At 55.1% G+C, this 13,404-nt stretch carries 10 protein-coding genes and 1 pseudogene; 4 read left to right on the top strand and 7 right to left on the bottom strand.

What is annotated here, in order from left to right; translation table 11 throughout:
* Nucleotides 1–355: 355 nt before the first annotated feature.
* The 3 genes and pseudogenes from JAO77_RS05230 to JAO77_RS24475 all read right to left on the bottom strand — a co-directional run.
* On the bottom strand, nt 356–949 hold the full coding sequence (locus JAO77_RS05230; RefSeq protein WP_198989234.1) for a DUF4468 domain-containing protein: 594 nt from the start codon (nt 947–949) through the stop codon (nt 356–358).
* Nucleotides 950–1,171, bottom strand: a complete 222-nt coding sequence (locus tag JAO77_RS24015) for a hypothetical protein (RefSeq protein ID WP_235998213.1) — start codon at nt 1,169–1,171, stop codon at nt 950–952.
* 18 nt (nt 1,172–1,189) lie between these two features.
* A pseudogene (locus tag JAO77_RS24475) lies at nt 1,190–1,354 on the bottom strand (helix-turn-helix domain-containing protein); the annotation flags it as partial.
* A gap of 166 nt (nt 1,355–1,520) precedes the next feature.
* On the opposite strand from JAO77_RS24475, the gene JAO77_RS05240 reads away from it, so the two are divergent.
* The gene (locus tag JAO77_RS05240; protein WP_198989236.1) at nt 1,521–1,838 is read left to right on the top strand and encodes a hypothetical protein; all 318 of its coding nucleotides are present in this window, start codon (nt 1,521–1,523) and stop codon (nt 1,836–1,838) included.
* Nucleotides 1,819–2,457, top strand: a complete 639-nt coding sequence (locus tag JAO77_RS05245; RefSeq protein ID WP_198989237.1) for a hypothetical protein — start codon at nt 1,819–1,821, stop codon at nt 2,455–2,457. The genes JAO77_RS05240 and JAO77_RS05245 overlap by 20 nt, the downstream gene beginning before the upstream one ends.
* Nucleotides 2,458–2,863: 406 nt before the next feature.
* Here the strand turns inward: JAO77_RS05245 and JAO77_RS05250 are convergent, their stop codons facing one another.
* Nucleotides 2,864–3,361 (bottom strand): efflux RND transporter periplasmic adaptor subunit, encoded by a 498-nt coding sequence (locus JAO77_RS05250; RefSeq protein WP_235998214.1) that lies wholly within the window; start codon nt 3,359–3,361, stop codon nt 2,864–2,866.
* 1,393 nt (nt 3,362–4,754) lie between these two features.
* Between JAO77_RS05250 and JAO77_RS05255 the strand changes: the two genes are divergently transcribed.
* Nucleotides 4,755–7,865: a SusC/RagA family TonB-linked outer membrane protein gene (locus tag JAO77_RS05255; RefSeq protein ID WP_370549705.1), complete on the top strand. Its 3,111-nt coding sequence runs from the start codon at nt 4,755–4,757 to the stop codon at nt 7,863–7,865.
* A gap of 13 nt (nt 7,866–7,878) precedes the next feature.
* On the top strand, nt 7,879–9,369 hold the full coding sequence (locus tag JAO77_RS05260) for a RagB/SusD family nutrient uptake outer membrane protein (protein ID WP_198989239.1): 1,491 nt from the start codon (nt 7,879–7,881) through the stop codon (nt 9,367–9,369).
* A gap of 114 nt (nt 9,370–9,483) precedes the next feature.
* Here JAO77_RS05260 and JAO77_RS05265 read toward each other — a convergent pair whose 3' ends face one another.
* From JAO77_RS05265 to JAO77_RS05275, 3 genes are all read right to left on the bottom strand, one after another.
* Entirely contained in the window at nt 9,484–10,347 is an 864-nt protein-coding gene (locus tag JAO77_RS05265) for a sigma-70 family RNA polymerase sigma factor (RefSeq protein ID WP_198989240.1), read from the bottom strand.
* A gap of 107 nt (nt 10,348–10,454) precedes the next feature.
* Entirely contained in the window at nt 10,455–11,801 is a 1,347-nt protein-coding gene (locus JAO77_RS05270; protein WP_198989241.1) for a sensor histidine kinase, read from the bottom strand.
* Nucleotides 11,802–11,805: 4 nt separating this feature from the next.
* On the bottom strand, nt 11,806–13,179 hold the full coding sequence (locus JAO77_RS05275) for a sigma-54-dependent transcriptional regulator (RefSeq protein ID WP_198989242.1): 1,374 nt from the start codon (nt 13,177–13,179) through the stop codon (nt 11,806–11,808).
* Nucleotides 13,180–13,404 lie beyond the last annotated feature (225 nt).

Here is a 13,404-nt window from a genome sequence, read left to right on the forward strand (position 1 = left end):
CGAGTGCTGAGCAGAGCCCGCCCGCCAGCGAACGGCGACCCAGCGGGTAGTGACCGACCGCACAACGTCTAAGCTCCAATCTCCCCGAGGTAGCGGCCTTGCGTGGCGACGGCTAATCGTATCGCGCAAGTGCCGGTAGAGGAAGGTGCCAGCAGGCAGGTGTAAGTAGTGCGGATTTGCGGAGCCGCGGAGCGCCTGCGCAACGGTTGGTACTGCTGGCTTTATGGCACGCAGTGGCAGCTGAGCTTGCGCGCAACCCGTTATTGGAACTACGAGCATAAGAGCCAAGAGTGCTTTCACTAATTAGGGCGGGTGGAGCTGGCCCGCAGCAGGATAATGGTTTCGTCTTTGGGAGCTAGAAATCTTTAGGGTCCTTCGTGCCCTTCATCGCATTTTGTAAGTCAGCGACTAGCTTTTGCGCGTTCGCATCAGCCTGCCTGCGCATTCTATCCCAAGGACGCTTGCTCCCTATCATTGCAACAATTTGAACGTCAACTTGCTCCAGCGGGCCGACCGCGGCGATGTCTTGGACTCCACCAGTTGAGGTATGCGTGAGGTTGGTGAGCACATACTTATAGCGCCCGTCTTTGAGATAGATACTGAGCGTGTACTGTATAGTGCCTGCTGCAACAGTGCCGCCCATAAGCGAAATCGTGCTAGGCCAGCTGCCTTTGGCAACTAGTTGGTCAGTAGCCGGGCTTTGCGATGGGGCGTTGCTAGTCACGTTGGCTGCTTTTGCTAGCCAGTTCTGCGCCCGTGCATAAAGCTGCGCCTGTGTAACGCCGGGAGTTTCTACCACTCCTTGGTACGTGATGAGCTGTGTGTCGGCATCATAAGGCAACGCAGTGCCATCTAAGAGCACCGCTGCTGGTGGGACTTTGGATGGCTGCTTTTGCGCGATAGCAGCTACTGGAAGAGCTAGTAAGAAGAGTAAAGAGTAACTTTTCACTTAGTTGGGGCGGGTGAAGCTGGCGCGCAGCAGGGTAATGGTTTCGTCTTTGGCCGCCACCAGGGCGTTGGCCAGGGCTAGCTCGCGCTGGCAGGCAGCTAGGGCAGCGGCTAGGTCTTGCTGCGGCTTGCCCTTGTCCACCTTCACTTTCTGGCTATTTCCGCTGCCAGCTTGGTTGAAGTCGCCGGTTTGAACTGTAGAAGCCTTGTTGTCCTCTGACAAAAGAAAATTGAGTGTTGAGCTAAGTGCCTCAGCAATCTTTTCTAGCTGTGAAAGCTTGGCGTCACCTCTATTAAAAATGGCGTGTAAAGTTGGCTCCGATATACCTGCTACAGTGGCAAGTCGCTGTATAGTCATGCCCTGTTCTGCAAGCCGATTTTTAATCTTAGACTCAAGATTATTCATTTCAATAGGTTCGGCTATATTACACTTAGATTTTTGGATTAAAAAAATTAGCAAAGAATTCGGAGTATGACTCAGATTTCTTTAGTTTCGCACCGTTAACCCGGTGTAAATATCAAAAACACGGGGCAGATTTTCTAAAACAGTCTGGTGTTTTTCTGAAGAAGCGATGGAACCTAAGAACCGCCTGCGGGAAATCCTCACAGCCATTGGCCTGGCCAGTGTCCGCCCCACCGAGGACCTATTGAAGCAGTGGGGCATGAGCGCCATCCGCTTTAATCAGCTGCTCGACAACAAGGGCCGCCTAGGTATCACCGTCAGCGAGAGCAAAGCTCTAGAGCGCTGGCTGAAAACACACTTTCAGGAAAGCCACCAGTACCTGTTCCAGGACGACATGCCGCCCCACGAGCGCATGGTCAACCAGCAGCAAGTCCTCGCCCCTTCCTGCTATTCTGCCCGCTCCTTATATGCGTCATCTCTTCGCTAGCCTGCTAGTAGGTAGTGCGTGTGTAGCCACGCAGGCGCAGGACCTGCCGCCGGCGCCTTACGAGACCTCGTTAAAGCGCGAAGTTGCCCTGCTCAAACAGGGAGTGGTCCAACGCAGCCCAGGCGAAGGGGAAGTAGCCTTTCTCACGCGACTCTTTCCCGCTGCGCTTGAGCCAGCTAGACTTATTCGCCATCCCTGGCGACTAGGTGGCTATGGCCCGCAACTCTTTTTTTGGCGCGAGCAACGAGACGAGTCACACTGCTTGGGGGAGGGCACCGAGCTCTTCGTACTGGATTCGTTTCAGCCTCTTACCTATGCCGTGCAGGTGCTGCAGCTGAAGCCGATTGGCGATATCACCAACCTACTTGCGTTCTTCTTTGCCGATATTGAACAGGATGGCCAAAAGGAGTTACCCGCCTTAGTGTATGCCGAAGTTCAGGAAAATGGAATGCTTTACGCCAAGCCAGGCGCTAAGGGCATTCCCGTGTATAGTCATGTTACCCATTGGCAAACGCAGGTCTTTCGCTATGCGGGGCTGAGCCCACAGGCCGCCCGCGCTACCAGCGTGACCGAACGCCCCGACCTTACCTCAATGAGCTGGGTTCTGCCACTGAGGTAAGGCAGGCCCTGGCCCGGCAGCAGCAACGAGTAAAGGCACGCCCACTCAAAGCGAGTAAAAAATAGAGAGTAATCGCCTGACTGAGTATATGTTATAAACTAAAAACTCGCTTAGGAAAAGCTAGTAGTAAGAGGAGACATTATATAAACGTTCTTTTTCTCTCTGCTGCTACTATCTCTTGTTGTGCTCTAATTCGCCGCAGTTGTAACACAGCCGGAACCCATACTATAAAAATACCAACGTGTAAGAGCCACACATAGGGCGCGAAGGACAGCACGTCCACTTCAGCTAGTGCGAAGCCATGAACCAGTAATGCCGTTCCCCATCCAACCACAGCAACGTAAAATATCTCTTTTACCCATGAGAGCATGAGTAATTGTTTCTAGCTAAGAACCAAGCGAAGCTATTAGATAGCACCATAGCTAGTTTCCGTCCCTGTACATAATGCTGCTTGCCGGACACGCCTTGAAGAAGTGATGGCTTCGGAACTCTCTTCATGGTGCAATCGGTGTGGTATTTGGGCGCTGAGCACGGCCGATTGGACGGCGCGCACCTGCTGGTCGGCCTCGCCGCTGTTGAGGCGGAATAGTAGTTGACCCTTGCGCACGTGCGCGCCCTCATCCACCAGCACCTGGTCGATGAAGCCCTCCTCCTTTGGTCGGATTTCCACGTCGGCCTGACCTTGCAGCACGGTGGGGTAGTCGGTGTGCATCTCAGCCGTGCGCGGCTGAACGGTCATTACCCCGTAGTCGAGCACCTGAGCTGGGCCGCCGGGCCCACCAGGGCCGCCCGCACCGGGCGGGCCGCCACCGGCCGCCCCTTGGTCAGATTTAGAGTTGCAGGCGCTGGCTGCCACCATCAGGCACAGCAGGCTAGCCGCCAGTGAAGAAGCTACTTGTTTCATGCCCTAAAGCTCCCGCGGGGGCCTAGGGTACAGAAATAAAGGTTGGCGAATGCCGGTTTTGAACAGCGGAACACCGAAAAAGCGACGCTAAACTTCGGGAAGATGCTCGCTTCTATAATTGTAAATTGTACGCCCTCGTACTGGTGCTGAAAGACGTGGCTGTTGCAAAAGAGTATTAGGCGCCAAAAAAGGAGACTAGTTAAGGGCAAGGCGATGGTCAAGCTAACGGATTGCTGGGGCGCAGCAGTGCGTAGATACTTATCCAAATGGCAAGCCATGGCAGCTATGTACAGCACCTTTATGGCCCCTACTTGTCCTTTCTTACTTATCGCGCAAGCCATAGCAGGTGATGGGATGTAGAGTACGGGCTCGACCGTCGCGGCGCGCAGGCGTAGTAGGCGTTTGCCTAAGTGCGCCAGCATGCGGTCATAATAGGCCTTGTGAGGCGTGTAGTGTATGCGTTTTTTCTTAGCCTTCTTGCCCTTACACTGTTCCCGGATAGGGCAGCATTGGCTTTGGCCATGTAACGCTTCTTGGCGTGTCCCTCCGAAGCGACGAATACTTCAAAAGATGGAAGAATGCGCCAAGTAGGAGTACGGCGCGTGCCTTTATCTGGCTTCTCCGGGATACACCCAAGTTTGGGCTTGCCGTAACCGCAACGGCCGAAATACACTCACCATGACCTTCTATTTTGACCTCTGCTAAAAAACATGAGTCGATAGCATTCACTTAAAAAAGTGCAGAAATAATGCGCTTAAACAACGTTTTTTATAACATATGAGTGATGAATTAAGAATGAACTCGACTGTAGTATTTGCAAGATTGAGGTGATTTTACAGAAAAAATATTAGCTGGATTATGAAATTATTAGCACTATACTCTTTATTCGCACTTGCAACTGTAAAAATTTTTAATCGACATAACGAATTGCATGAGGAAATATTACACCCTTTTCTATATGCGAAGCCTGCACCATTTAAAGGTTGTTACAGACTTAAAGGTGGGCTGTTACCGATAGAGTAGAAGTAGAGGAGGCCGACGCTTCGGCATGTTTATCATTGTTTGGGGGTAGCTACTGTATACTATACTAGTAGCAGTATGTACACGCATGCTTATTGTGGGGTAAGAGAGTAGCTGCTGGGAAACGACCGGCCGATAAGGCTGCCTTATGTGATTCTTGCTTAAGGCTTTGTGGGGATGTTTAACTTGCCTGGCTAACTAAATAGCTAGCATTGGGTAACTCAACTGACTGAATCATAAGGGCGAGTGTAGTAAAGCCGGCAGATAGGAGAAGTTCAAGTAGAGAAAAAAGTAGGGTGAAGTAATCAACGCCTTGTTCATTCAATAAATCACGATTCATATGAAGCACGCTTTACTATCCAGCGTTGTTTTGGTGTCAGCTCTCTCAACGCAGGCCTGGGCACAGAACAATGCTCTGACAGGCCGAGTAACGGATGCTACTACCGGTGAAGGACTACCCGGGGTAACTGTTCGTCTCAAAGAGACTTCCGCTGCGGCGCCAACTGATGAGCAGGGCAACTACCGTATCAACGTACCAGCTAGCGGAGGGACGCTAGTGTTCTCTTTCATTGGCTATATCAATAAAGAGGTCACTGTTGGTAGCCAATCCACCATCAACGTAGCCCTGACTAGCGACGCCAAAAGCCTAGATGAAGTAGTAGTAGTGGCCTATGGTACGGCCGACCCAGCTACGTATACTGGCTCCGTGGCGCAGATTGGTGCTGAGAAACTAGCGCAACGGCCCGTGACTAACATCACCAATGCCATTGCTGGTCAAGCCCCTGGCGTGCAGGTTTCGGCGGGTTCCGGGCAGCCGGGCTCCGGTCCAGATATCCGCATTAGGGGGTTCAGCTCGGTGAACTACGCCAACGACCCGTTGTATGTCGTGGATGGCGTGCCGTACACAGCCGGCTTGTCGAACCTGAACGCGGAAGATATAGCGAGCGTCTCTATTCTAAAAGACGCCGCTTCCACCGCTCTCTATGGCTCCCGGGCCACTAACGGGGTAGTGATGATTACCACTAAGAGAGGTAAAAAAGACCGGATACAGGTTAATGTAAGAGCGTTGCAAGGCGTTTCCTCTCGCGCCATTCCCGAGTATGACCGCGTAAATGCGTATGAGTACTACCCCTTGATGTGGGAGGCCTACCGGAACAGCTTGATTAGCTCGACCGTTACCAATGCGCAGGCTAGCCAACGGGCAACCTCCGACATCAAAGGCTTGTTAGGCTATAACCCGTTCAATGTAGCGAACAACCAGATTGTTCGGCCGGATGGCACGCTGAACCCGGATGCGCAATTGCTGTGGGGAGATGACCTAGACTGGGAAAAGGCCCTGACCAGGAGCGGCTCCCGCTCCGATTATACTGTGAGCTTCAACGGTGGGTCCGAGAAAAGCGACTACTACGTGTCGTTGGGTTACCTCAACGAGAAAGGCTATGTGATAAAATCTGACTTCGAGCGGTTTGCGGGCCGCATGAACGTTAACACCAATCTGACCAAGTGGTTCAAGGCGGGCGTAAACCTGAACTACACCCTCACTAACTCCAACCAGGCGAACACGGGCAGCTCCACGGGCTTCGTAAATCCGTTCTTCTTCAGCCGCGGAGTAGGTCCTATTTACCCTATTTACCAGCACGACCCTACCACGGGCGCCTACGCGCTCGACGCCAATGGCGAGCGGATATATGACCTAGGCGGCTCCTCCCCAACCATGACTCGCCCGGTGTACCCGGGCCGGCACATTGTAGCCGAAACCAACTGGAACAACTACCTCTACCGCCGCAATGTGCTGGGTGGCAGAACCTATGGGGAAATCACCTTCCTAAAAGACTTCAAGTTTACGGCCAACTTCGCAGCGGATATCACCAACTACGAAGAGCAGACCTACGAAAACACTGTCGTTGGAGACGGTGCTCCAGCCGGGCGGGCGGGCCGCATTCTTTACAACCTAACGAGCTACACGGCCAACCAGCTGCTCAACTACACCCGGACGCTAGCTAACGTGCACGCGATAGATGTGCTGGTGGGCCACGAGAACTACAGCCGGAGCCGCGATTACCTGAACGGCACAAAGTCGGGGGAGATAGTGGCCGACAACACACAGCTGCAGAACTTTACCACCATCAATAGCTTCAATACCTATCTGCAGCAGCATAAGATAGAGTCATATTTCGGGCGGGCGAACTACACGTACAACAACAAATACACTGTTTCCGCGTCGTATCGGCGAGACGGCTCTTCGCGGTTCTACAAGGATGTACGTTGGGGAAGCTTCTGGTCGGTCGGGGGTTCTTGGCGCTTAGACCAAGAGACTTTCTTCACCAAGCCCAACTGGGTTGACATGGTGAAGCTCCGGTCGTCGTACGGGCAAGTGGGTAATGAAAACCTCGAAAACGCGGACGGTAGCCAATTCTATGCGTGGCAGGCGCTGTACACACTGGGCCAGAACAACGCCGCCGAACCAGGTTTTTCGCAATCAACCTTAGGCAACCGGGGGCTAGTGTGGGAGAAGAACAACAGCCTCGACGCGGGGCTTGAATTCTCGTTATTCAAAAACCGACTGAACGGTTCGGTGGAGTATTTCAAGCGGACATCTAAGGACCTGCTGTTTGAGGTGCAGCTGCCGCTTTCCAGCGGAGTAGCCAACCGGATTGAAAACGTAGGCGAGATGTACAACAAAGGCATCGAGGTACGGCTGGCCGGTGACATCATTAGAACCAACGCCTTCACCTGGAACCTAGACGTAAACTGGACCACCTTCAAAAACCAGATAACCCGGCTGCCATACCCAGAGCTGGTATCGGGCACTAAGAAGCTGAAAGAGGGCGAAGATTTGCAGGCATTCTGGCTACGAGAGTACTACGGCGTTGACCCAGAAAATGGCAATGCCCTCTACCGTGCCATCAGGTACACGGAGGCTAACAGCAAAATCATCGGTTCAGATACCGTGACTTGGAACGCCAACAATGGCCGGTATCACTACGCCGGCTCAGCTATTCCTAAATTCTCGGGCGGTTTCACCAATACCTTCTCTTTCAAAGGCCTCACCTTGTCGGCACTTGTTACCTACTCGGTAGGCGGCAAGTTCTATGACGGCCAGTATGCGACACTGATGAACCATGGCACCTATGGCGGCGCCATGCATAAGGACATGCTGAACCGGTGGCAGAATCCCGGGGATATCACGGATGTACCTAAGCTGCAAGTAGGCAACACGGCCAACCTGGCGGCCGCTTCCGACCGGTGGTTAATAGATGCCTCTTACCTGAACTTCCGGTCGGTGAGCTTGAGCTATAGTATCCCGGCTCCGCTTACCACAAAGCTTAAGCTGCGCAACGTGAACATCTTCGCCACCGGCGAAAACCTAGCGTTGGTTTCTAAGCGCAAAGGCATGAACGTGGCGCAAGCCTTCTCCGGCACTACGTCGGCAGTATACCTGCCCGCCCGGGTGCTTTCCCTAGGAGTAAATCTTTCTTTGTAGCAACTGATTGGTCATGAAAAAGACGATATACAGCGCGTTGCTGGCCAGCGCCATGATTTTTTCCTCCTGCAACAAGGAGTACTTGGAAACGACGCCCACCGATGCCGTGACAGAGGGCGATGTGCTCTCTAGCACTAAAAACGGAATGGCGGCCCTGAACGGCATCCACCGGATGATGTACACCCAGCACAATGGGAGCCAGAACCAGGGGGGCGAAGGGGGCATGAAGATTATGATGGACGCCCTAGGCGAGGATTGGGTGCAGACGATAGGAACCAGCTGGTGGTCTGGGGAGCATAACTGGATTTCACACCGGAATGCCACTTCCACTACTACCTATAACCACGCCTGGTACTATTTCTACTACCGCATCATCGCTAATGCCAATGTGCTAATCAACGGGTTAGGCAACGCCACCGGCCCGGAAGCTGAAAAGCAGATGGTGATTGGGGAGGCGCTAGTATACCGGGCCTGGGCTCATTTCCAACTGGTGCAGGCCTTTGGGGAGCGGTACGATGCTACTAAAACCAACAGTCAGCTAGGGGTACCCCTAATGATTACTAGTACTACGGAAGGTCAGCCGCGCGCTACTGTGGAGGAAGTCTATACCCAAATCAACACGGATTTGGACGCGGCCATCGGGATGCTCACGGGTGCGGCTAGCCGGCCCGCCAAATCGCACTTCAATGCAGCGGTGGCCAAAGGCATCAAAGCCCGGGTAGCGCTCACCATGCAAAACTGGCCCGTGGCTGCGCGGCTTGCGCAGGAAGCCATTCAGCAAAGCGGCGCTACCCTCATGAGCCGGACGCAGTACACGAGCGGATTCAACAGCGTAGACAATCCGGAATGGATATGGGGCAGCAAAATGCAGGCCGACCAGACCAGCTATTTCTACTCCTTTTTTGCCTACATGTCGGCCAACTACAGCTCGACAGCTATCCGGCAAAACCCGAAGAAGATTAACTCGGTCCTCTACAACCAAATTCCCACCACCGACATCCGCAAGTCGCTCTGGGACCCAACCGGCGCCAGCATCCCGGCCCCGGCCACAGGCGTGAAAGCGCCGTATGGGCAAAAGAAATTTCTGGTGGCGGACCCCAACTTAAGCATCGGAGACGTGCCGCACATGCGCTTAGCCGAGCTGTATTTGATTCAAGCCGAAGCTGAAGCCCGACAAGGGCTGACCTCTGCCGCTGGCAGTCTGTTTACGTTAGTGAGTGCACGAGACCCACAATACGTCCGGTCTACCCGCACGGGCCAAGCCTTAGTAGACGAAATCCTGATTCAGCGTCGGATAGAGCTGTGGGGCGAAGGCTTCCGATTTCTAGATTTGAAGCGTACCAATAGCGCATTAGATAGAACGGGTAAGAACCATATCACGCAATGGGCTTGGGTGCTCACGGGCGGCAACTTCCAAGTTGCCCCCGGAGTCAAGGAGTGGCAGTTCCTTTTCCCGCAGGCCGAACTCAATGTCAACAAAGCCATTGTGCAAAATCCACTGTAGAAAAAAAGAGTAAAAAACAAAAGAGAGAAAGCCATGGCTTTCTCTCTTTTGTTTTTTACTCTTTTTTAAGGACTGCTAGCCAGCAGTAGATACTCGTACGAAAAGGATACCGAGCTAGCCTAGGTATGATTTGAGCGACTGCGAACGAGAGGTGTGCTTGAGACGGCGAATAGCCTTCTCCTTGACCTGCCGCACCCGCTCGCGGGTCAAGCTAAAGCGCTCGCCAATTTCTTCTAGCGTTAGCGCCGCTTGGCCATTAAGGCCGAAGTGCAGCGTCAGCACGTCAGCCTCACGTCGCGTCAGGGTCGAGAGCGCTCGTTGTACCTCCCGGCGCAGCGAGTCTTGCAGCAAGCCCGCATCCGGCGTGTCTTGTCCTTCATCCTGCATTACATCGAGCAGCCCGTTTTCCTCGCCTTGCACAAAGGGCGCGTCCATCGAGACGTGGCGGCCCGAGACCTTGAGCGTGTCCACTACCTCGGAGGTCGTCAGCTCCAGCAGCTCGGCAATCTCGTCGGGCGAGGGCTCGCGCTCAAACTTCTGCTCGAGCTCGGCAAACGAGCGGTTGATTTTATTGAGCGAGCCCACCCGGTTCAGCGGTAGGCGCACGATGCGGCTCTGCTCGGCTAGCGCTTGCAAAATGCTCTGGCGAATCCACCACACGGCATAAGAGATGAACTTGAAGCCTTTCGTTTCATCAAAGCGCTTGGCGGCCTTGATGAGCCCTAGGTTGCCCTCGTTGATGAGGTCACCTAGTGTCAGGCCCTGGTTCTGGTACTGCTTGGACACCGACACTACGAAGCGTAGGTTGGCCTTAGTAAGTTTCTCGAGGGCCTGCTGGTCCCCGTCGCGGATGCGCTGAGCCAGGTCAACTTCCTCGTCAATCGATACCAGGCTCACTTTGCCAATCTCCTGCAGATATTTGTCCAGCGACTGGCTTTCGCGGTTGGTAATCTGCTTGCTAATTTTTAATTGTCTCATGTGAGAATAACGCGGCGTAGAAAGGAAAAGAGCCAGCTGTAACTCCTAGTGTGGTGGCTTGGTTCGTTAGCTTTAGTGAGACACCCCACTGGAGGGCGCATAATAAGCTAAAAGGTTAGCTGCCGCTCGGCCGGAAAACAGAGTTGAAACGCACTACCTGCCCCAGCCACGGAATGGACCTGGATGTTGCCCTGGTGCAGCTGCATGATTTGCTTGGCTAGACTCAATCCAATGCCGGAGCCGTTGGGGTAGGTGGTGAAAAAAGGAATAAAGATACTGTCCAGTACGTCGGCGTCAATACCGCTGCCATTGTCTTTTACCTCGATAATTACCCGTTCCTGCTCATCAAGCCAGGCCAGAAGGCTGAGGCGAGGAGTAGGCGATTGTGTGAGCGCCTGCGCCGCATTGAGGACTAGATTGATGAGTACTTGCTCCAGCAGGTGGCCGTCGGCGTGCAGGGTGAGGTGCGCGGGACGGACACTGAGGATTATCTCGATGCCTTGCGCGGCCAGTTGCTCTGCCAGGAGTTGCCGGGTGGCCTGGAGCACCTCCTGCACATAAAGAGTCGTGCGCTGTGGCGCGGCTAGGGTGCTAAAGTCGCGGTATACCTGGGCAAAGCGCAGCAGCCCTTCGCTACGCTGCTGGATGATGCGAATGCCGGTGCCCACATCATCGAGCAATTCACTGGAAGCCTCCTGCTGCTGGGCGCGCTGCACGTGGCGGCCCAACGAATCCGCCAACGATGCAATGGGGGCGACCGAATTCATGATTTCGTGCGTCATGACCCGGAGCAGTTGCTGCCAAGCGGCCGTTTCAGTATCAGCTAGGGCTTGGCTCACGTTCTTGAAGGCCAGGAGGGTAAAGGCTTCGCCTCGTAGCTTAAACTGCGTGGCCGACACGAGCAACTGCACCGCTTGGAGGCCCACCGTCAGCTTCACTACCGCGGGCTGGCCGGGAACCGCCTGGCAGATGGCCTCGTAGAGGACCGGCTGCCGGGATTGCAGCGCCCGAATGTTTTTCAGGTACGGCAGGTGCAGCGTCTGTTTAAACGCTTCGTTCACCCAGGCTACGGTGCCCGCCGCGTCGTAGGACACGATACCGGTATCGAGCAGCGCCAGGATGGTTTGCAGGTATTGAAACTGTCCCTCCTGCTCGGCTCGCAGCTCCCGAAACGTGGCGTTGACTTGGTTGAAGGCCTCGTGCAAGGGCCGCAACGACGCCGGAACGGACTGCGCCGGGTACTGCCGCGAAAAGTCGCGGTATTTCAGGGCCAGGGTAAAGTCGGTCAGGGCCTGCTGGCCGCGCGCTAGGTAGCGGGCTAGGTCCACTATCAGGAGTAGCAACAGCACCAACGCCCCTAGGGCTAGCCCGTAGGCGTGGTGCTGCGTGGCGTACCCGCCCCCGCCCAACACGGTCACTAGCAGTACTAATCGTCCCAGCAGGCGGGTATCCAAGCTATTATATATCATGCTTGTCGAGCCGACGATAGAGGGCAGTGCGAGTGAGACCCAGTTCCTTGGCTGCTTTGGTGAGGTTGCCCTGATGGCGCTCAATGGCCTGCCGGATGGTGTTTTTTTCTACTTCCAGTAACGGCAGCGGATTTTCAGCCACGGTTGCAGCTGGCGCGGCAGCAGTTGCCGATTCGGGGTTACGAAACGAGAAATCGGCTGGAAGCAGCACGGAGCTGGTCCCTAGGATAACGGCCCGCTCCACGGCGTGTTGCAACTCCCGCACGTTGCCGGGCCAGGTATGCTCCCGCAGCTTGCGCAGGGCGCCGGCACTGAATTCCGGCACGGGTTGCCGGTTGCGGGCGGCGTACACCTGCGCGAAGTGCTGGGCCAGCAACTGCACATCGTCGTCCCGCTCGCGGAGGGGGGGCAGCGTGATTTCAACGGTGTTAAGGCGGTACATCAAGTCCTGGCGGAAAGCACCGCGGGCTACCAGGGCGTGCAACGGGGCGTTGGTGGCCGACAACAGCCGGATATCCACCGGGACGGGGGCATTGCTCCCGACGGGCACCACCTGGCGGTTTTGCAGGGCCGTGAGCAGCTTGGCTTGCTGCGGCAGGCCAATGTTGCCAATCTCATCCAGAAACAAGGTTCCACCGGTGGCCGCCTCAAACCGGCCCACGCGGCTAACCTGGGCGTCCGTAAACGCGCCCTTGGTGTGCCCGAATAGCTCGCTTTCAAACAATCCCTCGCTGAGGGCGGCCACGTCGGCGGCCACAAAGGGCCGGGCGGCGCGGCGCGACTGCTCATGCAGGGATTTGGCGACCAGCTCCTTACCCGTACCGTTCTCGCCGAGCAGCAGCACGTTGGCTTCGGTTGGGGCGACTTTTTCAATAATAGCGCGGACTTCCTGCATGGCGGCTGACTCGCCCAGGAGAGCGGTAGCAGTGGCCGACCCGACTACTTTTTTCGGGGTGCCTGCGCTTTTGCTGCCGGGTTTGGGTTGGAGGGCGGCGGCCAGCGTTTGCAGCAGCTGGTCGTTGTGCCAGGGCTTGAGCAGGAAGTCAGTGGCGCCGGCTTTGAGGGCGCGCACCGCCGTGCGCACGTCGCCGTAGGCCGTCATCAGGATAACGGCCGTGGTGGGGTCGTGCTCCAGGATGCGGCCCAGCCAGTAGAAGCCCTCGTTGCCCGTCGCCTGGCCGCTGCGGTAATTCATATCGAGCAGCACGGCGTCGAAGTGCTGCTGGCGGAGTAGCGAGAGTAGCAGTTCTGGATTTTTCTCCGTCACGACTTCCCGCACTTCGGTCTTGAGCAGCAGTTTGAGGGCGAACAGCACGTCGGGCTCGTCGTCCACTACCAGAATGCGGGCGTGCTTAAGAATCATGAAAAAAGGCTGGGTAAAACGTAAAAGTCGGGGTTATTGGGCACCCGTACCAACCTAGGCCGCATAAACCGTGCAAGCCTCAGAAGATACTCGTTCTCAGTCGGCCAAGCCGTTTGCTGCCCGTCAAATGAATTGAGCTGTATCAGAACCGTACGGTCAAGTGTATCAAAACCGGACGTTCGGCAATAGCTAGCTAGTAAGTTTTTATATTAGCCTATTGACTAG

Source organism: Hymenobacter sp. BT559, assembly GCF_016427535.1.
In the GTDB taxonomy this organism is placed as follows: domain Bacteria; phylum Bacteroidota; class Bacteroidia; order Cytophagales; family Hymenobacteraceae; genus Hymenobacter.